At 63.9% G+C, this 19,514-nt stretch carries 19 protein-coding genes and 1 tRNA gene; 14 read left to right on the forward strand and 6 right to left on the reverse strand.

Annotated features, from left to right (window positions below; translation table 11 throughout):
* Window positions 1–1,134: a 23S rRNA pseudouridine(1911/1915/1917) synthase RluD gene (gene rluD, locus QZ613_RS03685; RefSeq protein WP_043563861.1), complete on the forward strand. Its 1,134-nt coding sequence runs from the start codon at window positions 1–3 to the stop codon at window positions 1,132–1,134.
* A complete protein-coding gene (pgeF, locus tag QZ613_RS03690; protein ID WP_291863253.1) occupies window positions 1,094–1,927 on the forward strand; it encodes a peptidoglycan editing factor PgeF in 834 nt (277 codons plus the stop codon). The genes rluD and pgeF overlap by 41 nt, the downstream gene beginning before the upstream one ends.
* On the opposite strand, the gene QZ613_RS03695 is transcribed toward pgeF, so the two are convergent.
* A complete protein-coding gene (locus tag QZ613_RS03695; protein ID WP_043563525.1) occupies window positions 1,928–2,152 on the reverse strand; it encodes a hypothetical protein in 225 nt (74 codons plus the stop codon).
* A gap of 65 nt (window positions 2,153–2,217) precedes the next feature.
* On the opposite strand from QZ613_RS03695, the gene QZ613_RS03700 reads away from it, so the two are divergent.
* The 3 genes from QZ613_RS03700 to phaR all read left to right on the forward strand — a co-directional run bounded on the left by QZ613_RS03700 (window position 2,218) and on the right by phaR (window position 4,109).
* Window positions 2,218–2,466, forward strand: coding sequence for a hypothetical protein (locus tag QZ613_RS03700; RefSeq protein WP_043563523.1), 249 nt, complete (start codon window positions 2,218–2,220; stop codon window positions 2,464–2,466).
* A gap of 182 nt (window positions 2,467–2,648) precedes the next feature.
* On the forward strand, window positions 2,649–3,392 hold the full coding sequence (gene phbB, locus QZ613_RS03705) for an acetoacetyl-CoA reductase (RefSeq protein WP_043563522.1): 744 nt from the start codon (window positions 2,649–2,651) through the stop codon (window positions 3,390–3,392).
* 141 nt (window positions 3,393–3,533) lie between these two features.
* A complete protein-coding gene (gene phaR, locus QZ613_RS03710) occupies window positions 3,534–4,109 on the forward strand; it encodes a polyhydroxyalkanoate synthesis repressor PhaR (RefSeq protein ID WP_042332426.1) in 576 nt (191 codons plus the stop codon).
* Window positions 4,110–4,225: 116 nt separating this feature from the next.
* Here the strand turns inward: phaR and QZ613_RS03715 are convergent, their stop codons facing one another.
* From QZ613_RS03715 to QZ613_RS03735, 5 genes are all read right to left on the reverse strand, one after another.
* Window positions 4,226–5,431, reverse strand: coding sequence for a sodium ion-translocating decarboxylase subunit beta (locus tag QZ613_RS03715; RefSeq protein WP_042332427.1), 1,206 nt, complete (start codon window positions 5,429–5,431; stop codon window positions 4,226–4,228).
* 106 nt (window positions 5,432–5,537) lie between these two features.
* Complete coding sequence (locus QZ613_RS03720; RefSeq protein WP_042332428.1) at window positions 5,538–5,936, reverse strand: biotin/lipoyl-containing protein; 399 nt, start codon at window positions 5,934–5,936, stop codon at window positions 5,538–5,540.
* 12 nt (window positions 5,937–5,948) lie between these two features.
* The gene (locus QZ613_RS03725) at window positions 5,949–6,284 is read right to left on the reverse strand and encodes a hypothetical protein (protein WP_042332430.1); all 336 of its coding nucleotides are present in this window, start codon (window positions 6,282–6,284) and stop codon (window positions 5,949–5,951) included.
* Window positions 6,285–6,308: 24 nt separating this feature from the next.
* Window positions 6,309–7,862 (reverse strand): acyl-CoA carboxylase subunit beta, encoded by a 1,554-nt coding sequence (locus QZ613_RS03730; RefSeq protein ID WP_042332432.1) that lies wholly within the window; start codon window positions 7,860–7,862, stop codon window positions 6,309–6,311.
* 449 nt (window positions 7,863–8,311) lie between these two features.
* Window positions 8,312–8,398 (reverse strand) — tRNA-Leu (locus QZ613_RS03735).
* Window positions 8,399–8,436: 38 nt separating this feature from the next.
* Between QZ613_RS03735 and rnr the strand changes: the two genes are divergently transcribed.
* From rnr to QZ613_RS03780, 9 genes are all read left to right on the forward strand, one after another.
* Complete coding sequence (rnr, locus tag QZ613_RS03740) at window positions 8,437–10,605, forward strand: ribonuclease R (protein WP_043563859.1); 2,169 nt, start codon at window positions 8,437–8,439, stop codon at window positions 10,603–10,605.
* A gap of 465 nt (window positions 10,606–11,070) precedes the next feature.
* Window positions 11,071–12,315, forward strand: a complete 1,245-nt coding sequence (locus QZ613_RS03745) for an amidohydrolase family protein (protein ID WP_291981535.1) — start codon at window positions 11,071–11,073, stop codon at window positions 12,313–12,315.
* Window positions 12,312–14,195, forward strand: coding sequence for an MFS transporter (locus tag QZ613_RS03750; protein ID WP_291981537.1), 1,884 nt, complete (start codon window positions 12,312–12,314; stop codon window positions 14,193–14,195). The genes QZ613_RS03745 and QZ613_RS03750 overlap by 4 nt, the downstream gene beginning before the upstream one ends.
* Before the next feature lie 69 nt (window positions 14,196–14,264).
* Window positions 14,265–15,170 (forward strand): 4-hydroxybenzoate octaprenyltransferase, encoded by a 906-nt coding sequence (gene ubiA / locus QZ613_RS03755; RefSeq protein ID WP_291863242.1) that lies wholly within the window; start codon window positions 14,265–14,267, stop codon window positions 15,168–15,170.
* Window positions 15,167–15,601: a hypothetical protein gene (locus QZ613_RS03760; protein ID WP_043563515.1), complete on the forward strand. Its 435-nt coding sequence runs from the start codon at window positions 15,167–15,169 to the stop codon at window positions 15,599–15,601. Before ubiA ends, QZ613_RS03760 begins: the two co-directional genes overlap by 4 nt.
* A gap of 230 nt (window positions 15,602–15,831) precedes the next feature.
* Window positions 15,832–16,563 (forward strand): alpha/beta fold hydrolase, encoded by a 732-nt coding sequence (locus QZ613_RS03765; RefSeq protein ID WP_291981539.1) that lies wholly within the window; start codon window positions 15,832–15,834, stop codon window positions 16,561–16,563.
* A 108-nt stretch (window positions 16,564–16,671) separates the two neighbouring features.
* Window positions 16,672–17,295, forward strand: coding sequence for a hypothetical protein (locus QZ613_RS03770; RefSeq protein WP_291981541.1), 624 nt, complete (start codon window positions 16,672–16,674; stop codon window positions 17,293–17,295).
* 227 nt (window positions 17,296–17,522) lie between these two features.
* Window positions 17,523–18,986, forward strand: a complete 1,464-nt coding sequence (gene ubiD / locus QZ613_RS03775) for a 4-hydroxy-3-polyprenylbenzoate decarboxylase (protein ID WP_291981543.1) — start codon at window positions 17,523–17,525, stop codon at window positions 18,984–18,986.
* A 109-nt stretch (window positions 18,987–19,095) separates the two neighbouring features.
* Window positions 19,096–19,497 (forward strand): membrane protein, encoded by a 402-nt coding sequence (locus tag QZ613_RS03780; protein ID WP_043563507.1) that lies wholly within the window; start codon window positions 19,096–19,098, stop codon window positions 19,495–19,497.
* The last annotated feature ends 17 nt before the right edge of the window (window positions 19,498–19,514 follow it).

A 19,514-nucleotide genomic window follows, 5' to 3' on the forward strand; every position in this document is an offset into this window, starting at 1 on the left:
ATGAAGAACCCACAGAAGAAAGAAGCACTGGCAGAGGCGTCAACGCCGAAAAGCGAGCTTGCGGATTATAGCGCAAACCCTAGAATTGGCCTGAGCGTACCCGGGGATTGCAGCGGCCAGCGTGTCGACCAGATTCTTGCACGGCTGCTCGCGCAGCACTCGCGCAGTCGCCTGCAGAGCTGGATACGTGAGGGCAGGGTGACGGTTGGCGGTATGCGCGTCGTCGAGCCTCGGCAAAAACTGTGGGCTGGCGAAATCGTCGAAGTTGCCGAAGCACCCGACGAGCGAGCCGAATCGTCGGCCCCGGAGGATATCCCCTTGCAGGTAGTGTACGAGGACGAGTGCCTGATCGTCCTCGACAAACCGGTCGGATTGGTGGTTCATCCGGGTAACGGCAACTGGAGCGGCACTCTGCTCAATGGCCTGTTGCACCACGCTCCACAGCTCGACAAGGTGCCGCGGGCGGGTATCGTGCATCGGCTGGACAAGGATACCAGCGGCCTGATGGTGGTCGCCAAGACGCTCGAGGCGCAGACCGATCTGGTCAGGCAGCTGCAGGCAAGGTCGGTAAAGCGCTGCTACCAGGCGCTGGTGCGGGGCATCGTCGAGCGTGCGGGCAGTGTCGACGCGCCGATCGGCCGGCATCCAACGCTGCGCACGAGCATGGCGGTCGTGCGCACCGGCAAACCGGCACGGACGCACTACCGCGTTCTCGAGCAGTTTCTCGCCTGCACGCTGGTCGAGTGCGCGTTGGAAACCGGCCGAACGCACCAGATTCGCGTGCATATGACGTCAATTGGACATCCGCTGGTCGGCGACCCGACCTACGGCGGGGGAGCCAGCCGTGTGCCGCGCGCCGCAGAATTTCCGCGCCAGGCGCTGCACGCCTGTCGTTTGTCGCTACGTCATCCGGGGACCGGCAAGGCGATGCTCTGGCGCTCTGCTTTGCCTGACGACATGGCGACCCTGATCGAAAACCTGCGGCTGGAGGCAGTCGCTGCACGCGCGGGCGAAGGCGACGACGACGAGGAACTCGAAGACGACTGGGATGATGACGGCGATGGTCCGGAAGTCATCGTCATCGGCGGTGACAATGAAGACGATTTTGACGACGAGGAGTTGGGTGAGCAGTAGGGGCTGGCAGCGTCCCGATTGGCCGGCGCCGACGCGGGTACGCAGCCTGATCACCGAGCGCGAGGGTGGAGTGAGCGTTGCGCCGTACGACAGTCTCAACCTTGCTGCCCACGTGGGTGACGATCCGCTCGCCGTTGCCGAGAACCGTCGTCGCCTCGCCGGCCATCTGCCGGCGTCGCCTTGCTGGCTGGAGCAGGTGCACGGCACGACGCTGGTGGACGCTGCCGGCGTTGGGCGAGCGGAGGTGCCGGTGGCCGACGGGGCGTTCGCGCGCGTTCCCGGCGTCGTCTGTGCCGTAATGACCGCCGACTGTCTACCGGTCTTGCTCTGCGATCAGTCGGGCAGCGTGGTGGCTGCGGTGCATGCGGGTTGGCGCGGCCTGCAGGCGGGCATACTGGAACGTGCGGTGGCGGCCATGGCGGTGCCCGGAGAGCGGCTTCTGGCCTATCTCGGGCCGGCCATCGGCGCGCAGGCCTTCAAGGTCGGCAACGAGGTGCGCAGTGCGTTCGTCGCCGTACACCAGGAGGCGGCTGCGGCATTCCTGCCGGCGCCTCAGTCGCCGTCGCTCGACGAAGGTGTTGCCGCAGCGAGGGAGCGAGGGGGGGAGCAGCTGGTGGGAAAATGGCTGGCCGACATCTACCTGTTGGCCCGGCAAGGTCTGCGGCGCGCGGGCGTCAATGCCGTCTTCGGCGGCAGCGGCTGTACGCTGCAGGAAGCGAAGCGCTACTTTTCCTATCGCCGAGACGGTGTGACCGGGCGGATGGCGTCACTGATCTGGCTGGCCGACGATTAGTCAGCGATCGGGCGGCTGCGGCTGGTCTTTGCCGCTGGCCTCGCTGTTCTCACTGGCGATTCGAGCGGCACGGCGACGACGCGTTGGACCGCCGAAAAGCCATACCAGAAGTGCCGTCGGCAGGATGCCGTAGAAAGTCAGGCTCAGTAGCCCGGCGACGATGCTGCTTTCGGTCAGTGCCATGAGCACGGTGACGTAGAGCCAGCCGATCACGATGATGTACATGGCGGCATTATAGGGGGCCTGCGAGGCAAAGACGACGGCGAAGGGTCGAGCAATTGACAGCGTCGATGCTGCAATGCAGAATCGACGACGGTCGCGAGGCTGGCGTTGGCATCGCGACCATCTTCCTGATTTCGGTGCCGGGCCGGCGACGCACGAGAGTCGCAGCGTTGGCGTCGAGGGCCGCTTATCGGCGCCAGGCGCTGGTCTGTGCGTGCGTCGTCCGTACGTTCCAGTCAGGCATTGAGCGCGAATTGACCAACTTCAACGCCCTGGGCCTCGTCAACGAGGGGGCGTCGTGGGAGAATGCCGGCTGACGTTTGCGTCGGCGGCTCGGGAAGGTCTGGAAAATGGCCGCTCGCGAGCTGTTGGCGGCCCCGGATCGAAGGGCTCTCGGCCAACCGCGGTGGGATCCCCGCCTGGGTCGGTCAGCAGATGTTGTAATCGTGGTGGTGGATTGCCGCCAGTTGTTTCATTCGTCAACAGGAAAGGAAGAGTTATGACGCAACGTGTTGCTTTGGTTACAGGGGCCATGGGTGGACTTGGTACCGCTATCTGCCAGGAGTTGGCCAAGGCCGGTCACAAGGTGGTTGCTGCCTACCATCCGGAGTTCGACAAGCCGGACGAGTGGAACAAGGCCATGGCCGAGGCCGGTTTCACCGACTTCATCTGTGTTGCCGGTGACGTCTCGGACTTCGAGTCCTGCGTAGCCATGGTCGCCGAGGCGGAAGCCAAGGCAGGGCCGGTCGACATTCTGGTCAACAACGCCGGCATTACCCGTGACAAGATGTTTGCCCGGATGGAAGTGGCGCAGTGGAATGCGGTCATTGCCACCAACCTGAATAGCCTGTTCAACATGACCAAACAGGTTTCGGCCAAGATGGCCGAGCGGGGCTGGGGGCGGATCATCAACATCTCGTCGGTCAACGGGCTGCGCGGTCAGGCTGGCCAGACCAACTACTCGGCTGCAAAAGCGGGTGTGATCGGCTTCAGCAAGGCACTTGCCGCCGAACTGGCCGCCAAGAACGTGACCGTGAACGCCATCTGCCCGGGTTACGTGGCGACGCAGATGGTCATGGCCATCAAGCCGGAGATCCTGCAGACCATCGTCGATGGGGTGCCCATGAAACGTCTGTGCAAGCCGGAAGAGATTGGCGGCGCCTGCGTCTATCTGGCATCGGAACTTGCTGGCTTCATGACCGGCTCCACGCTGAACATCAGCGGTGGCCTGTACTACCAGTAAGCACATTTCCCGGTTTCATGCCATCACGACAGGCCCCGTTAGGGGCCTGTTTTTTTTTGCTGGGGTATAATTGTGTTGCACCGCACCACAGAGCGCTGGATTGCGCTTGTCGAGCCATCTGCACATGGAGGAAGCGTCGTCATGCCCGAGCAGCTGCGACTGATCAAGAAATACCCGAACCGTCGCCTTTACGACACCAAGACCAGCGCCTACATCACCTTGACTGATGTAAAGGATCTTGTCCTGGCTCGCGAAATCTTCAACGTTGTGGACGCCAAGACCGGCGAAGACATCACCCGCGCGATCCTGCTGCAGATCATTCTTGAAGAGGAGGCGTCAGGTGTGCCGCTGTTTACAGCCGATCTGCTGGCGCAAATGATCCGCTTTTACGGTCACGCGATGCAGGGCATGCTCGGCAAGTACCTGGAGACGAACATCAAGTCCTTCGTCGATTTCCAGAAGAAGTTGCAGGAGCAGTCGCAATCACTCTATGGGGAAAGCAATAGCCAGATGCAGAGCGACATGTGGTCGCAGTTCATGAATTTTCAGGGGCCGGCGATGCAGACGATGATGAGCACCTATATGGAGCAAAGCAGAAAGATGCTCCATCAGATGCAGGATCAGCTGAAAACGCAGACCCGGACGCTGTTCAACGGCATCCCTCTGCCCGGTTTTCCTGTCGATTCCTCCAAGCAGCCGCACGACTCCGAGAAGTAAAGGGGACGTTTCGCCTCGCGGAAGGGCTCACCGCGCAACCGGCTGCAAAAAAAACGCGCCTGGCTACTTTACCCCGTAGCCAGGCGCGATTTCGTGAGCAGGGTGCCGCGTTTCGGCTAGCGCAAGATCGAGATAAAGACCGCGGCGATGATCGCCGAGGTGATCACGCCGCTGATACTGGCTCCCAGTGCCTGCGGCATGACGATTGCTCCCGGGTTCGCTGCGGTAGCAACCTTCTGGACGATCTTGGCGGTGGTTGGCACGCAACTCACGCCGGCAATTCCGACGATCGGGTTGAACTTGCCGCCGGTCCAGAAGTACAGGATGTAACCGCCCAGCAGGCCACCCAACGCAGAGACCCCGAGAGCCAGCATGCCCAGAAGCAGGAGCTTCAAGACCGTTGGGTCGAGCAGCGTGTTGGCCTCGCAAAGAACGCCGAGGGTCAGGCCGAGGAAGAAGGTGGCTCCGTAGAGGAAGGTTTCGCCGAGCAGTTTGGCGAAGTTCTCGAGGCCGCTTTCGCGAATGGCAACGCCAACAAAGAGAGAGAAAAACAAAGGCGCAGCCACCGGGAAGAGCAGACACAGAAGGGTGCACGCGACGACCGCAAAGATCAGCTTCTGCGACCGGGTGATCCTCGGTCCCTGGTCGCTGATCATGCTGATGCCGCGGATGTGCTTCGGCACCAGCCACTTGATCATGTACGGATAGACACCGTAGGTCAGGCCGAGGTAGAGATAGCCAACGACGGTGATCGACACGAACAGATGCTTGGCAAGAACCAGCGAGGTGAACAGCACCATCGGTCCGTCGGCGCCGCCGATGGTGGCGACGGAGGCCGCTTCGGGTTCGGTGAGGCCGAGGGCAATGGCGAACGGGAAGACAACGAAGGTTCCGAGTTCAGCGAACAGGGCTATGAACATGCTCTGGAACGGGCGTGCCATGACGTAACCGACGTCGAGAAGAACGCCGATACCCATGAACACCAGACAGGCGATCAAACCGTTGCTGAAGGTGAGCGTGTAGATCGGCTGCAGCCAGTCGATTTGCAGAATGTTGATCAGCTGCAGTGGGTCGGTGATCAAGGGATCGACGAAGAGCGTTCCCGGTTTGCCCCCTTCGAGGAACATGACCGCCGCGTTGACCGACGACATGCCCATGCCCATCGGGATCATCAGCAGTGGTTCCAGGACGTTCCTTGAGCCCAGATAGATGAGCAGGAAGCCCAGCAACATCAGGAAGATGCGTCCCATCATGATCTGCGGCTCGGCGGCCACCAGGGTGGCGACACCCTGGAACAGATCGAGAAAATTTATGCTTTCCATGCGCTTCAGTCCTCGCACCTGGCCGCAGCACCCATCCATCGGCGCATCGGCTTGAAAACCGACTCGCGGACTGGTTGATGGGTGCCGGGTTTCGGCTGATATCCGCTCACGCGATTGTCAACAGGGGCTGTCCGCCCTCGACGGGATCGCCGGCGGCGACCAGAACTCGGGTAACCTGGCCGGCGCGGGTAGCGATCACCGGCGTTTTCATCTTCATCGCCTCCATGACGATCAGGCGGTCGCCAACGGCCACGGCCTGACCGACCTTGACGTTAACTTCGACGACGGTGCCACCCATTCCGGCAACGACATCACCGTCGCCGGCAGGAGCGCCTGCGGCTGCGGCGGGCGCGGCGGCAGCCGCAGAAGGTGCGCTACCCCCGGCCTGCGGCGCGGCGGCCGCTACCGCAGGGGCTGCCGATGGTGCCGGTTGGCCGGCAGTGAGTTCCAGTACGCTGACGTCGTATTCGCGTCCGTTGACCGTGACCTTGAATTGTCTGGGCATTTTGTGCTCCTGTTAGCGGTTGCTTCGGCCGGGAGCATGCCCCGGCGTATGAGATGAATGTTGGGCGGCGCGACCGCCGACTGCCCAGCCGTGACTGGGTTGCGAAATGCGCAGTATGCGGTGCGGGCCGATGGCCGCGAAGATCGCCGCCGACAAGGCGGCGACATCCTCTTCCGGAACGCCGAGGAGCACTGGGCAAACGCTTCCGGTCGGAACTTCGACCGCTGGGCGTTTTTCCATCCTGGCGGTCACGAGTACCAGCACCTTGATCAACACGGCCACGACCAACGACACCACAATGGCGATGCCGTAGACCTGTAGCGATTTGATGATGGCGGCTGTGATCATGGGGTCTTTTCCTTCCGTCGCCGGTTACATGGGGATGTTGCCGTGTTTCTTGGTCGGCCTGAGTTCACGCTTGTCGAGTACCTTGCGCAGGGCCAGGGCAACCATCCAGCGCGTATCCTGGGGCTCGATGACGTCGGTGATATAGAAGTTGCTGGCCGACACGTACGGTGAGGCAAACTTCTCACGGTACTCCTGCGCCATTTCGGCGGCTTTCGCCGATTGATCCTCGGCCGCCGAGATTTCCTTGCGATAGAGAATCTTGACCGCCGCTTCCGCGCCCATGACCGCGATCTCGGCCGTTGGCCAGGCGAAGACCATGTCCGCGCCCATTTCCTGGCTGCACATGGCGAGATACGAGCCACCGTAGGCCTTGCGCAGGATGACCGTAATTTTCGGCGTGGTGCACGAGCCGTAGGCAAAAAGCATTTTCGCGCCGTGGCGAATGATGCCGCCGCGCTCCTGTTCGACGCCGGGCAGGAAGCCGGGAACGTCGACCAGCGTGACGACCGGCACGTTGAACACGTTGCAGGTGCGAACGAAGCGCGCCACCTTGTCGGCGGCATTGAGGTCGAGGGCGCCGGCCATGACCATTGGCTGGTTGGCGATCAGCCCGACGACCACGCCGCTGATGCGCGCAAAGCCGACGATGATGTTGCGGGCGAAGCCGGCGTGGACTTCGAGCAGCTCGCCGTTGTCGACCAGTCGACGAATGACGGCGTACATGTCGAGTGGCTCCGACGGGCTGTCCGGGATGCAGTCGTTGATGCCCGGGTCTTCCATCTCCTCGATCGGCACCGTCAGGTCGTGCGGTGGGTCCTCGGTGTTGTTCGACGGCAGGTACGAGAGCAACTGCTTGACCACGCCGATGGCGTGCTGGTCGTCTTCGGCAATGAAGTGAGCGTTGCCACTGATCGTGGCGTGCATTTCGGCGCCGCCGACCTCGGCCATCGTCGTCGCGCGTCCGGTCACCGCTTTGATCACCTGCGGACCGGTCAGGAACATGTGCGCGTTCTCGCGCGTCATGATCACGAAGTCCATCAGCGCCGGCGAGTACGCCGCACCGCCGGCGCAGGGGCCACAGATCACCGCGATCTGCGGCACGACGCCGGAAAGCAGGACGTTGGAGTAGAAGACGTCACCGTAGCCGGAAAGCGCGTCGACGCCTTCCTGAATACGTGCGCCGCCCGAATCCTTGAAGGCCACGACCGGCACGCCATTTCTCAGCGCGTGGCGCATGGTGCGGTTGATTTTTCTCGCCTGCATCTTGCCAAGCGTCCCGGCGACGACGCTGAAATCCTGGCTGAAAGCGGCGACCTGCATCGCGCCGACGTAGCCGGTACCGCAGACGACGCCGTCGGCGGGCAGCGTCTTCGTCGCCATGCCGAAGTTGGTTGCACTGTGCGAGGCATGCAGACCGAGTTCCTGGAACGTCCCCTCGACAAAGAGGGTGCCGAGGCGTTCGCGAGCCGACAGCAAACCCTTGGCGTGCAGCTCTTCCAACTTCTCGGGGCTGACATTCTCAGTCAGCTGTGTGCGCTTGGTGCGCAGCTTATCGATTAATTCCGGTCGTATCGTCATCTGGAATCCTAACGGGTGGCTAAGTTTGAACTAACTCGCAGCAGCGGGGCTGGCGACTTTCCGGCAGCGTAGTATCCACACTTTCGTGAGCGCTGGCTAGTGTTTTGAAAATCATTCGCAAGCAGATCGGCCGCGGAAAATTTGCCTGCGCGGAGGCGGAGGATCGTCGGTTTGGGAGCGTGTGAGGTGACTGGCAGGGAGCGTCGATCGGCGTCATCTTCCGGCGCCATGGCGGATCGTTGGCGGAGAACGACGCCGCGATGATCGCTCGCGGTGCGGCGCAAGCGGGGGCGCAGTGGGCGTACAATGCGCCGTGGCTGGTTTCGCGTTACAGAGCGGGTGCGCAACCGGGCCGACGAGCAAGGGAATGGCGCGGCGCAGAAACAGGGAATGGCGCGGCGCAGAAACAAAAAAAGCCCTGACTAATCAGAGCTTTCGTTGTTTTCGTCTGGTGCCCAAGAGAGGAATCGAACCTCCACGGTGTTGCCACCACTAGGACCTGAACCTAGCGCGTCTACCAATTTCGCCACCTGGGCATTTCCAGAGAGGCCGAATTCTATAGGAACAAGAGCAAATGTCAATAAGCAAACTGTCGGCGATTCGCCGTGCCGACCCCTTTCTTGAGCGCGAGCTGAAGACCTATGAACAACCCTTGCCGTCGCGCGAATACATCCTGCAGATTCTCGAGGAGCAGGGCAAGCCCGTCAGCTTCGACGCGCTGTGCGCGCTGCTCGACATCCGCGCCCACGAACTGGAACTCCTGCAGCGCCGCTTGCGGGCAATGGAGCGCGAGGCGCAGCTGCTGCGTAACCGCAAGGGCTCGTTCATTCTGCCCGAACGCGCCAGTCTGATTGCCGGGCGTATCGAGGGCCACCCGGATGGCTATGGCTTTCTGGTTCCCGACGATGCCGGCGAGGACCTGTTTCTCGAAGCCAGGCAGATGTCGAAAGTGCTGCACGGCGACCGTGCCCTGGTGCGCGTCGTCGGCGTCGATCGTCGCGGGCGTCGCGAAGGCGTGATCGTCGAAGTTCTTGAGCGGGCAAACAGCAGAGTCGTCGGCCGCGTGCTGGTCGAGCATGGCATCACGCTGGTCGTTCCGGAGAATCGGCGCATCAACCAGGACATACTGGTGACGCCGGATAGCCGGAGCGCTGTGCGTTCGGGCGAAGTGGTGACCGTCGAAATCATCGAACAACCCGATCGCCATTCGAAGCCGATCGGACGCATTGTCGAAGTGCTCGGCAACTACGCCGATCCGGGCATGGAGATAGAAATCGCCTTGCGCAAGCACGAGTTGCCATTCGAGTTCTCCAGCAGCGCCCTGGCAGAGGCGGCGCAGCTACCCGAGGGGCTCCGGCCGTCGGACGCGGAAGGAAGGAAGGATCTGCGCGCGCTGCCCCTGCTGACCATCGATGGTGAGACGGCGAGGGACTTCGACGACGCCGTTTTCGCCGAGCGGAAAGGCGCTGGTTGGCGCCTGGTGGTGGCCATCGCCGACGTCAGCCACTATGTTCGGCCGGGAACGGCCCTCGATAAGGAGGCGAGCGAGCGTGGCAATTCGGTCTATTTTCCGCGCCGGGTGATTCCGATGTTGCCGGAAAAACTCTCCAATGGCCTGTGTTCGCTGAACCCCGACGTCGATCGTCTGGCGATGGTCTGCGACATGCAAATCGACGGCAGCGGCGCGGTCACCGACTACACCTTCCATGAGGCCATTTTCCGCTCGCACGCGCGTTTGACCTATGACCAGGTCTGGAGCTGGCTGGCAGGGACCGCGCAGCCTGAAAGCGAAGTTCATCGCCGCCTGCAGCCACAGCTGCAGGCGCTCTACGCCCTGTTCAAGGTCTTGAGTGAAGCGCGCGGCAAACGCGGCGCCATCGATTTCGAGACCATCGAGACGATGATGCTGTTCAACGAGCAGGGCAAGATCGACCGCATCGTTCCCGTTCACCGCAACGACGCGCACCGCGTCATCGAGGAGTGCATGCTGGCGGCGAACGTCTGCGCCTCTGGATTTCTGCAGGCCAAGCGGCAGCCGTGCCTGTACCGCATTCACGAAGGGCCGACGCCGGAGAAACTCGGCGCCTTGCGCAATTTCCTCAAGGAATTCGCCATCGGTCTTGGTGGCGGTGACGACCCGAGCGCCAGCGACTATGCCGAACTGCTGGAGAGCATCAAGGATCGCCCGGATGCACAGCTGCTGCAGACGGTGATGCTGCGCTCACTGCGTCAGGCCCAGTACAGCCCGGACAATGTCGGCCACTTCGGGCTTTCCTACGAGCATTACACGCATTTCACCTCACCGATACGGCGCTATCCGGACCTCCTGGTCCATCGTTCGATCAAGGCCGCGCTCGCCGGCACGACTTACGCACCCGGCAAGTGGGCCGAGATCGGCATGCACTGTTCGCAGACCGAGCGGCGCGCCGACGAGGCGACACGCGATGTCACCAACTGGCTCAAGTGTTACTACATGCGCGACCGCATCGGCGAGACCTTTGCCGGAACGATTGCCGCGGTCGTGCCTTTCGGCGCGTTTGTCGCCCTTGACGAGGTCTATGTCGAGGGACTGGTGCATGTTTCGGAGCTTGGCGAAGACTACTTTCAGTACGACAGCGTCAGGCATCAGATGCTTGGCGAGCGCAGCGGGAAACGTTATCGCCTCGGTGACCGCCTGCAGGTGAAACTGGTCAAGGCCGATCTCGAAACCGGGCGCATCGACTTCGTGCTGGCCGACGGCTAGCTGGCTGGCATTGCGCAGGCTGGCCGTAGCACGCGGTTTATGATGCTGTTTCCGGCAAGCGGGTTTAACGGAAATGTGAACCGCAGCCTGCGCGGCTGGGTGAACTGCTTCCAGTCTCCAAACTCAAGTCAGGCAACGGACAACTCAGATGCTATGCGGAGGATCGGTTGCGCAAGCACTTGATGAAGCGCCACAAGGTGACGGAGCGAGGAAGCGGCTGCCGCCGTTTCCCGACTGCTCATATCGTTACCGGCACTCCGGGCTGTACAAGGTTCCGATGAGGGCGGGCTGGAGCTCGGCGCATGCCTCGGCGTGAAGAACATCGGAAAGCCGTGTGCGGGAAAACGGCATGCACGGTTTGACGAGGAAGGGCAGGCGAATGCCTGTCCTCTACTCGATCAGCGGGCGACGGGTCACCGGTCCGGTAGGCGCTGGCGAGAGTCGCTGCCGCGCTCGGGGCAGGAAATGAGTCGCCAACGTCGCCGCTTCGTAGTCGGCGGACTTGCGGCCGGCGGCTTGGTCGGGCTGTCGGCCTTCGTCGCGCTGCGCGTGCCAGCCTTGTTCAACGCCTGCCATGCGCAGCTGCCGCCAGCGACCGCCAGGCACGAGTTGATCGAAGCGGCCTGGGCGGGAATCGACCCGGCGCGCTTTCTCGATGCTCACGTGCACCTGGTGGGTACCGGCGATTCGGGCAGCGGCATCGAGGTCAACCCGCAGATGGACAGCCTCTTTCATCCGCTGCAGTACGCGCAGCGCCTGTTCTACCTCAATGCGGGTTGTGTGCATGACGCGCCGGGACGGATCGACGACAGCTACGTCGAGCGCATGCAGAACCTGGTCGACGGCCTGCGACCGGGAGCGCGCCTGCTGCTTTTCGCTTTTGATCGCTTTCACGACGAGCAGGGGCGTGCCGATCCGGCCCGCAGCTCCTTCTACACGCCGAACGCCTACGCGCAGGTGGTTGCCGAACGCCATCCGGGAAGCTTTGCGTGGGCGGCGTCGATTCATCCGTATCGTGTCGACTGCGTCGACGCGTTGGCGGCCGTCGTGAAGGGCGGCGCGCTGGCCGTGAAATGGCTGCCACCGGCGATGGGTATCGATCCGTCGTCGCCGCGCTGCGACCGCTTCTACGCCGCGCTCGCCGCGCACGACCTGCCGCTGATCAGCCACGCCGGGGAGGAGAAAGCCGTGCACGGCGGTGGTCAGCAGGCCTTCGGCAACCCGCTGCTGCTGCGGCGGGCGATGGACCACGGCGTGCGCGTGGTGGTTGCCCATTGCGCTTCGATCGGGGACGCCGTCGACCTCGATCAGGGCGCGAACGGACCGCTGCGCTCGTGCTTCGCGCTCTTTGCCCGCCTGATGGCCGAAGCGCGCTACGAAAAACTGCTCTTCGCCGACATCTCGGCGCTGACCCTGCGCAACCGCGGCGCCGAGATCGTACGCGCGGTGATCGAGCGCAGCGAATGGCATCCGCGCCTGCTGAACGGTTCCGACTACCCCTTGCCCGGGATCGTGCCGCTGGTTGCGCCGGGCGAGTTCGCCGAGCGCGGCATGTTGCCGCTGTCGGCAGTGGCGGTGCTGGAGGCGATTAGGCAGCATAATCCGCTGCTCTTTGATTTTGTTCTCAAGCGACAGTTGTCGGCGGCTGGGCGGCGTTTGCCAGCGTCAATCTTCGAGACGCGCACCTTCTTTGAAAGGAAGACTGCATGAGTTCCCAGTTCGGTCTGCTCAAGACCCGTCGCTTCGCGCCTTTTTTCGGCACCCAGTTTCTCGGCGCCTTCAATGACAACCTGTACAAGAACGCGCTGGTCGTGTTGCTTACTTTCCAGGCTGCCAGCTGGACGACGCTGACCCCGGAGGTGCTGGCCAACCTGGCCGCCGGCATCTTCATCCTGCCCTTCTTCCTGTTCTCGGCGACCGCCGGGCAGTTGGCCGACAAGTACGACAAGGCTCGCCTGGCACGGCTGACCAAGCTGCTCGAAATCGTCATCATGGCTTTCGCCCTGCTGGGCTTCATGATGCACAGCCTGGAAGTCCTGCTCCTGGCGCTCTTCCTGCTCGGTCTTCAGTCGGCCCTGTTCGGCCCGGTCAAGTACGCCATCCTGCCGCAACACCTGCACGAGAACGAACTGGTCGGCGGCAACGCACTCGTCGAGTCCGGGACTTTCGTCGCCATTCTCATCGGCACCATCGCCGGCGGGCTGCTCGCCGGAGCGGCGGGCCAGCCGACCTGGGTCGCCTACGCCGGGTTGTTGGTCGCCGTGGTCGGCTACCTGTGCAGCTGGGGAATTCCGGCGGCGCCGGCGCCGGCGCCGGACCTGGTGGTCGGCCTCAATCCCTTCTCCGAAACCTGGCGCAACATCGGTTTCGCCCGCGAAAACCGCACTGTCTTTCTGTCGATTCTCGGCATCTCGTGGTTCTGGCTGTACGGTGCGCTGTTCCTGGCGCAGTTTCCGGTTTATTCGAAGAGTGTCCTTGGTGGTGACGAGACGACTGTGACCCTTTTGCTGTCCGTGTTCACCGTCGGCATTGGTCTTGGCTCGCTGCTCTGCGATCGGCTCTCGGCCGGGCACGTCGAGATTGGCCTGGTGCCTTTCGGTTCCATCGGCCTGACCCTCTTCGGCATCGACCTGGCGTTCGCCTCGCCCGCCGCGCCGCCTGCTGGCGCGCCGCTGGCGCTCGCCGCCATCCTCGCCATGCACGAGACCTGGCGAGTGCTCTTCGACCTTTTTGCACTCGGGGTGTTCGGCGGATTCTTCATCGTCCCGCTGTATGCGCTGATCCAGTTGCGCAGCGCGCCGGAACAGCGGGCACGAATCATCGCCGCCAACAACATTCTCAACGCGCTGTTCATGGTCTGCGGCGCGCTGGTGGCTGCCGGGCTGCTCGCCAACGGTATCTCGATCCCGGTCCTGTTCGCCATTGCGGCACTGTGCAATGCGGCAGTGGCGGTCTACATCTACAGCCTGGTGCCCGAGTTCATGTTGCGTTTCATCGCCTGGCTGTTGATCCACTCGGTGTACCGCCTGGAGCAGAAAGGGCTGCAGAACATCCCCCAGGAAGGGCCGGCGGTGCTGGTCTGCAACCACGTCAGCTTCGTCGATCCAATCGTCATCGCCGCCGCCAGCCGCCGGCCGATCCGCTTCGTGATGGACCACCGTATCTATCGTCTGCCGGTGATCAGCCTTGTCTTTCGCCACATGAACACCATCCCGATCGCTCCCGCGCGCGAAGATCCGCTGATGATGGAGGCGGCGTTCGAGGAGGTGGCGCGGGCGCTCGAGGAGGGCGAGCTGGTGGCCATCTTTCCGGAAGGGCGGATCACCGACAACGGCGATCTCTCTCCCTTCCGTCCGGGCGTGCAGCGGATCGTCGAACGGACGCCGGTGGCGGTGATTCCGATGGCCCTGCAAGGTCTGTGGGGCAGCTTCTTCAGTCGCCAGGGCGGCCCGGCGATGAGCAGGCCGCGGCGCCTGCTCGGCCTGTTCTCCAGAATCGCGCTGAGCGTCGGCGCCGCGGTCGAGCCCGCTGCGGCGACGCCCGAGCATTTGCAGGAGGTTGTCGCCGGCCTGCGCGGTGACTGGCAGTGAGTGCGGGCCTTTCAACGGCGCGAGGAGAGCCGAGGCCGGCGGCTGGAGAGGGTGGGCAGACGAGTTAGAATGAACGCTATGCGATTTTCCGGCCCAGCGCTGCGCGAGCGGCTCGATCTCTACGAACGGCTGATGCGCCTCGACAAGCCGATCGGCATTCTGCTGCTCCTCTGGCCGACGCTGTGGGGATTGTGGCTGTCCGCCCTGGGCCGGCCGGACTGGCTGGTGGTGTGGATCTTCGTCCTCGGCACCGTGCTCATGCGTTCGGCAGGATGCGTGATCAACGACCTCGCCGATCGCGATTTCGACCCGCATGTGGCACGCACCAGCCAGCGCCCGCTGGCCGCCGGCCAGGTGTCGGTCAGGGAAGCCTTGCTGCTCTTCTCCGCACTGGTCGCCTGTGCGGTCGTCGTCGTTCTGCCGCTGCGCAGCTGGCTGCTTGGCGCGCTCTGCGTCGCGGCGCTGTTTCTTGCCGCAAGCTACCCCTTCACCAAGCGCTTCCTGGCCATTCCGCAGGCCTACCTCGGCGTCGCCTTCGGTTTCGGCATCCCGATGGCCTATGCGGCACAGCTCGGGGCCGTCCCTGCGGAAGCCTGGTGGCTGTTGCTGGCCAATGTCCTCTGGGCGATCGCCTACGACACCGAGTACGCGATGGTCGATCGCGTCGACGACCTGAAGATCGGCATCCGTACTTCGGCGATCACCTTCGGCCGCTTCGATGTGGCGGCGGTGATGCTCTGCTACGCGCTGGCGCTGGCGCTCATCGGTGCGGTCGGTTACGGCCTTGGCCTCGGTGTGTTCTTCTACGCCGGCCTGGTAGTGGCGGCGGCGATTGCCGGCTACCATTACACGCTGATCCGGGAACGTAACCCGGCGCGTTGCTTCAAGGCTTTCCTGCACAACAACTGGTTCGGAGCCAGTGTTTTTGCCGGCATTGCCGTCGATTTTCTGGCCGCGAAAGGGATTTCCGGATGAAAGCTCCTCTGTTTTGTTCGCTCGCGCTGCTCACGGCAACGGTGCACGCGGCCGACGGCGACGATACGCGGCAGCTGGCGTCGTTGCCGGCGGCTGCGGAATCGACTCTGCGTGCCGAGATGCGCGCCAACCTGCTGGCGCTGAACGAGATCCTTGGCCTGGTCTCGACCGGCAAGTTCAAGGAGGCGGGCCAGATCGCCGAGCAGGAGCTTGGCGTCTCGGCGATGGGCAAGCACCGCAGCCTGCCCTTCGAAGCCCGTCCCGGACCGCACATGCCGCCGGCGATGCACAGTATCGGCATGGACGGGCATCGCGCGGCGAGTGAATTTGCCCGCATCGCCGCCAGCGGCGATCGCGACAAGACCATCGCCGCGCTGCCGTCGCTGACCAGCGGCTGCGTTGCCTGTCACTACGTGTATCGACTGCGCTAAGTACGGCCACCGCCGCGGCGGGCGGATGACGCCGTCTCCTGGGCGACGCGCCGCAGCGTCGGTGCCGTGGTACACGCGGTATGGAACATGATAAGTCCGGCGACGACATGTTTTCGCGCCGCCGTCCGGCTGGCCGAAGGTGGCGTCGGAAATGCGGCGCGACCGCAGCCCGCACGTAAAGTCTCATCAAGAATGCCGCGCTCCACCAGCGCGCAGCGGGGAAGAAGACGATGATCGTGCGCTTGACCAGGTTTGCCCGGCGAATACTTGTCGCCGTGGCCTACAGCGTTGGCGGGGCCGTTGTGACGCTGGTGATCGTTGGCGTGGTCTACCTGGAGGCCCGACCGGAGCTCGACGTCTGGCACCTGGCGGACCTCGACGAGGAGTTCACCGAGGCCTCCGGAGTGGATAGCTTCGCCGCCTACCTGGCGCTCGAAGAACGCTTGTTCGCGCAATTGCACGCGCAGGTCTATGCCAAGGTGCCGGCGAGCGGGCAACGCTCGATCAACCGCTACGACGGCAACAGCCTGTCCGATCCGGAAAGCTGGTCGCCGAACTGGAACCGCAGTTTCGAGCTGACCGCGGCGACGCCGAAGGCCGGCGTCCTGCTGCTGCACGGCATGTCGGACTCGCCTTACAGCCTGCGTGCGCTCGGCGAGACGCTCAACGCGGCTGGCGCCACGGTCGTCGGGATGCGCCTGCCGGGACACGGAACGGCGCCGTCCGGTCTCGTCGAAGTCACCTGGCAGGACATGGCGGCCGCAGTGCGCCTGGCGATGCGTCATCTCGCCACGCAGGTCGCCGAGCGACCGCTGTACATCGTCGGCTACTCGACCGGCGCCGCCCTGGCGGTGAACTACGCGCTGGCGACGCTCGATGACGGGGCGCTGCCGAAGGTCGCCAGGATGATCCTGCTGTCACCGGCGATCGGGGTCAGCGGCGCGGCGGCCTTCGCTGTCTGACAGGGGCGGCTGGGTCACCTGCTGGGCCTCGAAAAACTCGCCTGGACGTCCATTCTGCCCGAGTACGATCCGTACAAATACGGCTCTTTCGCGGTAAACGCGGGCGACGTGGTCTACCGCCTGACGCTGCACATCCAGAACCGCCTGGACGAGCTTGGCGGCCGCGGCAAGCTCGCCGCTTTCCCGCCAGTGTTGGCCTTTTCCTCGGTCGTCGACGCCACTGTCTCGACCCCGGCTCTGGTTCGCAACCTTTTCGACCGCCTGCCGCAGGGAGGCCACGAGCTGGTGTTGTTCGACATCAACCGCATGGCCGACATGGAACCGATCATGACCTCGGATCCGACCGCCGCCGTGCAGGCTCTGCTGGACAATCCGCTGCGGCCCTTCGCGCTGAGCGTGGTGACCAACGAGAACGCCAGGAGCCGCCAGCTGGTGGTGCGCCGCGAGGGCCCCGGCGATGCGACACTCACCGAGACGCCGCTCGGCCTTGCCTGGCCGCCGGACATCTACTCGCTGGCACACGTTGCGCTGCCGTTTGCTCCCGACGATCCCATCTACGGCGGGCAGGCTCTGCGCACCGGGCGCAGCGTCCCTCTTGGCCAGCTCGCGCTGCGCGGCGAGCGCGGTGTGCTGCAGATCCCGGCGGCGGACATGCTGCGCCTGCGCTGGAACCCTTTCTTTCCCTACGTGGAAGCGCGGGCGCTGGCGTTCACCGGGCTTGGCGGGGAATAGCGGCAGGCGGCGCGAGAAGCCGGTGGGCTGCGTGGGGCGCTCGCTGAAAGGCCGAAGCTCGCGGCGTCGATCGGCCGGCCGTCGATCCACGACGCGGCTATAATCGGCCGCAGGACGTCCCGGCAAGCGACCGGCTATACGCTTTGGCCCGGCCTTCAGGCAGGGCGTAACTCGATGGTCGCCATGGCGACTCTGCCGCCGGAACGCTGCCGGCCGGAAAGCTGCTCATGAAATATCACGACCTGCGCGACTTCATCGCGCAACTTGAAGGAATTGGCGAACTCAGGCGCATCGGCGTCGAGGTCGACCCGCGCCTCGAAATGACCGAGATCTGCGACCGCGTGCTGCGCGCCGGGGGGCCGGCGCTGCTCTTCGAGAAGCCCAGGGGGCACAGCATGCCGGTGCTGGCCAACCTCTTCGGGACGCCGCGACGGGTGGCGCTCGGGATGGGACAGGAATCGGTGCTCGCGCTGCGCGAAGTCGGCAAGCTGCTCGCCTACCTCAAGGAGCCCGAGCCGCCGAAGGGGCTCAAGGACGCCTGGGACAAGCTGCCGGTGCTCAAGCAGGTGCTCAACATGGCGCCGCGGGTACGCTCTTCCGCGCCGTGCCAGGAAGTGCTCTGGGAAGGCAAGGACGTCGATCTGTCGCGCCTGCCGATCCAGCTCTGCTGGCCGGGTGACGCCGCGCCGCTGATCACCTGGGGGCTGACGGTGACGCGCGGGCCGCACAAGACGCGCCAGAACCTCGGCATCTATCGCCAGCAGGTGCTCGGGCCGAACAAGGTGATCATGCGCTGGCTGGCGCATCGTGGCGGCGCACTCGATTTTCGCGAGCACTGCCTGCACCACCCCGGCCAGCCCTTTCCGGTGGCCGTCGCGCTCGGCGCCGACCCGGCAACCATTCTCGCGGCGGTGACGCCGGTCCCGGACAGCCTCTCCGAATATCAGTTCGCCGGTCTGCTGCGTGGCGCCAGGACCGAACTGGTGAAATGCCTGGGGTCCGATCTGCAGGTGCCGGCTTCCGCCGAGGTCGTCCTCGAAGGCTTCATCGACCCGGCGGAATGCGCACTCGAAGGACCGTACGGCGACCATACCGGCTACTACAACGAAAAGTCGATGTTTCCGGTGTTCACCATCGAGCGCATCAGCACGCGCCGCGAGCCGATCTACCACAGCACCTACACCGGCAAGCCACCCGACGAGCCGGCGATGCTCGGCGTGGCGCTCAACGAGGTCTTCGTGCCGCTGTTGCAGAAGCAGTTTCCCGAGATCGTCGATTTCTACCTGCCGCCCGAAGGCTGCTCGTACCGCCTGGCGACGGTAAGCATCAGGAAGCAGTATCCGGGGCACGCCAAGCGGGTGATGTTCGGCATCTGGAGTTTCCTGCGCCAGTTCATGTACACCAAGTTCATCATCGTCGTCGACGACGACGTCAATATCCGCGAGTGGAAGGAGGTGATCTGGGCGATGACCACGCGTGTCGATGCGGCGCGCGACACCCTGATCGCCGAGAATACGCCGATCGACTACCTCGACTTCGCCAGCCCGGTCGCCGGTCTGGGCAGCAAGATGGGTCTCGATGCGACCAACAAGTGGCCCGGCGAGACGAGTCGCGAGTGGGGAACACCGATCGTCATGGATGCCGCCGTGAAACAGCGCGTCGATGCCCTGTGGGCCGAACTCGGCTTGTGAGCGCGACTTGCCGTTACGCGACCCCTCCGCCGCGTCATTTTTCCATCGCCCGGCTGGCGATTGATGGCCCTCGTCGCGCGGCAAGAGCGTGCCGGGACTGGAGAACGAAATGAGTAATGACCTGATCCCCGATTCCTACCTCGAGGGCGAACGTGCCTGGTGCCACGTCATCTACGGCCTGCATGCGCTGGCCGTGGTGATCGGCGTCGCCGGTGCGGCGAGCGTCGCCGGAGCCTTCGTCTTCGGCGTGCCATCGCTGATTGCCGTGGTTCTCAACTACGTCAAGCGCAGCGATGTCCGCGGCACCTGGCTCGAAAGTCACTATCGCTGGCAGATCCGGACCTTCTGGTTCACGGCCCTGTGGTTGCTGGTCTACGGCCTGCTGATCATCACCATCATCTTCATTCCGATCGCCTGGCTGTTGATCGTCATCCTTGGCGTGTGGGTCGGCTATCGCGTCGTTCGCGGCTGGCTCGCCCTGTCCGGACGAAGAACGATCGACGCTGCCTGAACGGCTGCGCAGGCCCT

Source organism: Candidatus Accumulibacter sp. ACC005, assembly GCF_907163215.1.
Lineage (GTDB): Bacteria > Pseudomonadota > Gammaproteobacteria > Burkholderiales > Rhodocyclaceae > Accumulibacter > Accumulibacter regalis.

What these genes read in the sequence shown, in the direction of transcription:
- rnr (WP_043563859.1), top strand. Translation starts at nt 8,437, where the DNA reads ATGTCAATAAGCAAACTGTCGGCGATTCGCCGTGCCGACCCCTTTCTT.
- QZ613_RS03725 (WP_042332430.1), bottom strand. Translation starts at nt 6,284, where the DNA reads ATGATCACAGCCGCCATCATCAAATCGCTACAGGTCTACGGCATCGCC.
- QZ613_RS03745 (WP_291981535.1), top strand. Translation starts at nt 11,071, where the DNA reads ATGAGTCGCCAACGTCGCCGCTTCGTAGTCGGCGGACTTGCGGCCGGC.
- QZ613_RS03765 (WP_291981539.1), top strand. Translation starts at nt 15,832, where the DNA reads ATGATCGTGCGCTTGACCAGGTTTGCCCGGCGAATACTTGTCGCCGTG.
- QZ613_RS03715 (WP_042332427.1), bottom strand. Translation starts at nt 5,431, where the DNA reads ATGGAAAGCATAAATTTTCTCGATCTGTTCCAGGGTGTCGCCACCCTG.
- pgeF (WP_291863253.1), top strand. Translation starts at nt 1,094, where the DNA reads ATGAAGACGATTTTGACGACGAGGAGTTGGGTGAGCAGTAGGGGCTGG.
- ubiA (WP_291863242.1), top strand. Translation starts at nt 14,265, where the DNA reads ATGAACGCTATGCGATTTTCCGGCCCAGCGCTGCGCGAGCGGCTCGAT.
- QZ613_RS03720 (WP_042332428.1), bottom strand. Translation starts at nt 5,936, where the DNA reads ATGCCCAGACAATTCAAGGTCACGGTCAACGGACGCGAATACGACGTC.
- ubiD (WP_291981543.1), top strand. Translation starts at nt 17,523, where the DNA reads ATGAAATATCACGACCTGCGCGACTTCATCGCGCAACTTGAAGGAATT.
- QZ613_RS03760 (WP_043563515.1), top strand. Translation starts at nt 15,167, where the DNA reads ATGAAAGCTCCTCTGTTTTGTTCGCTCGCGCTGCTCACGGCAACGGTG.
- QZ613_RS03695 (WP_043563525.1), bottom strand. Translation starts at nt 2,152, where the DNA reads ATGTACATCATCGTGATCGGCTGGCTCTACGTCACCGTGCTCATGGCA.
- phbB (WP_043563522.1), top strand. Translation starts at nt 2,649, where the DNA reads ATGACGCAACGTGTTGCTTTGGTTACAGGGGCCATGGGTGGACTTGGT.
- QZ613_RS03750 (WP_291981537.1), top strand. Translation starts at nt 12,312, where the DNA reads ATGAGTTCCCAGTTCGGTCTGCTCAAGACCCGTCGCTTCGCGCCTTTT.
- QZ613_RS03700 (WP_043563523.1), top strand. Translation starts at nt 2,218, where the DNA reads ATGCTGCAATGCAGAATCGACGACGGTCGCGAGGCTGGCGTTGGCATC.
- QZ613_RS03780 (WP_043563507.1), top strand. Translation starts at nt 19,096, where the DNA reads ATGAGTAATGACCTGATCCCCGATTCCTACCTCGAGGGCGAACGTGCC.
- phaR (WP_042332426.1), top strand. Translation starts at nt 3,534, where the DNA reads ATGCCCGAGCAGCTGCGACTGATCAAGAAATACCCGAACCGTCGCCTT.
- QZ613_RS03730 (WP_042332432.1), bottom strand. Translation starts at nt 7,862, where the DNA reads ATGACGATACGACCGGAATTAATCGATAAGCTGCGCACCAAGCGCACA.
- rluD (WP_043563861.1), top strand. Translation starts at nt 1, where the DNA reads ATGAAGAACCCACAGAAGAAAGAAGCACTGGCAGAGGCGTCAACGCCG.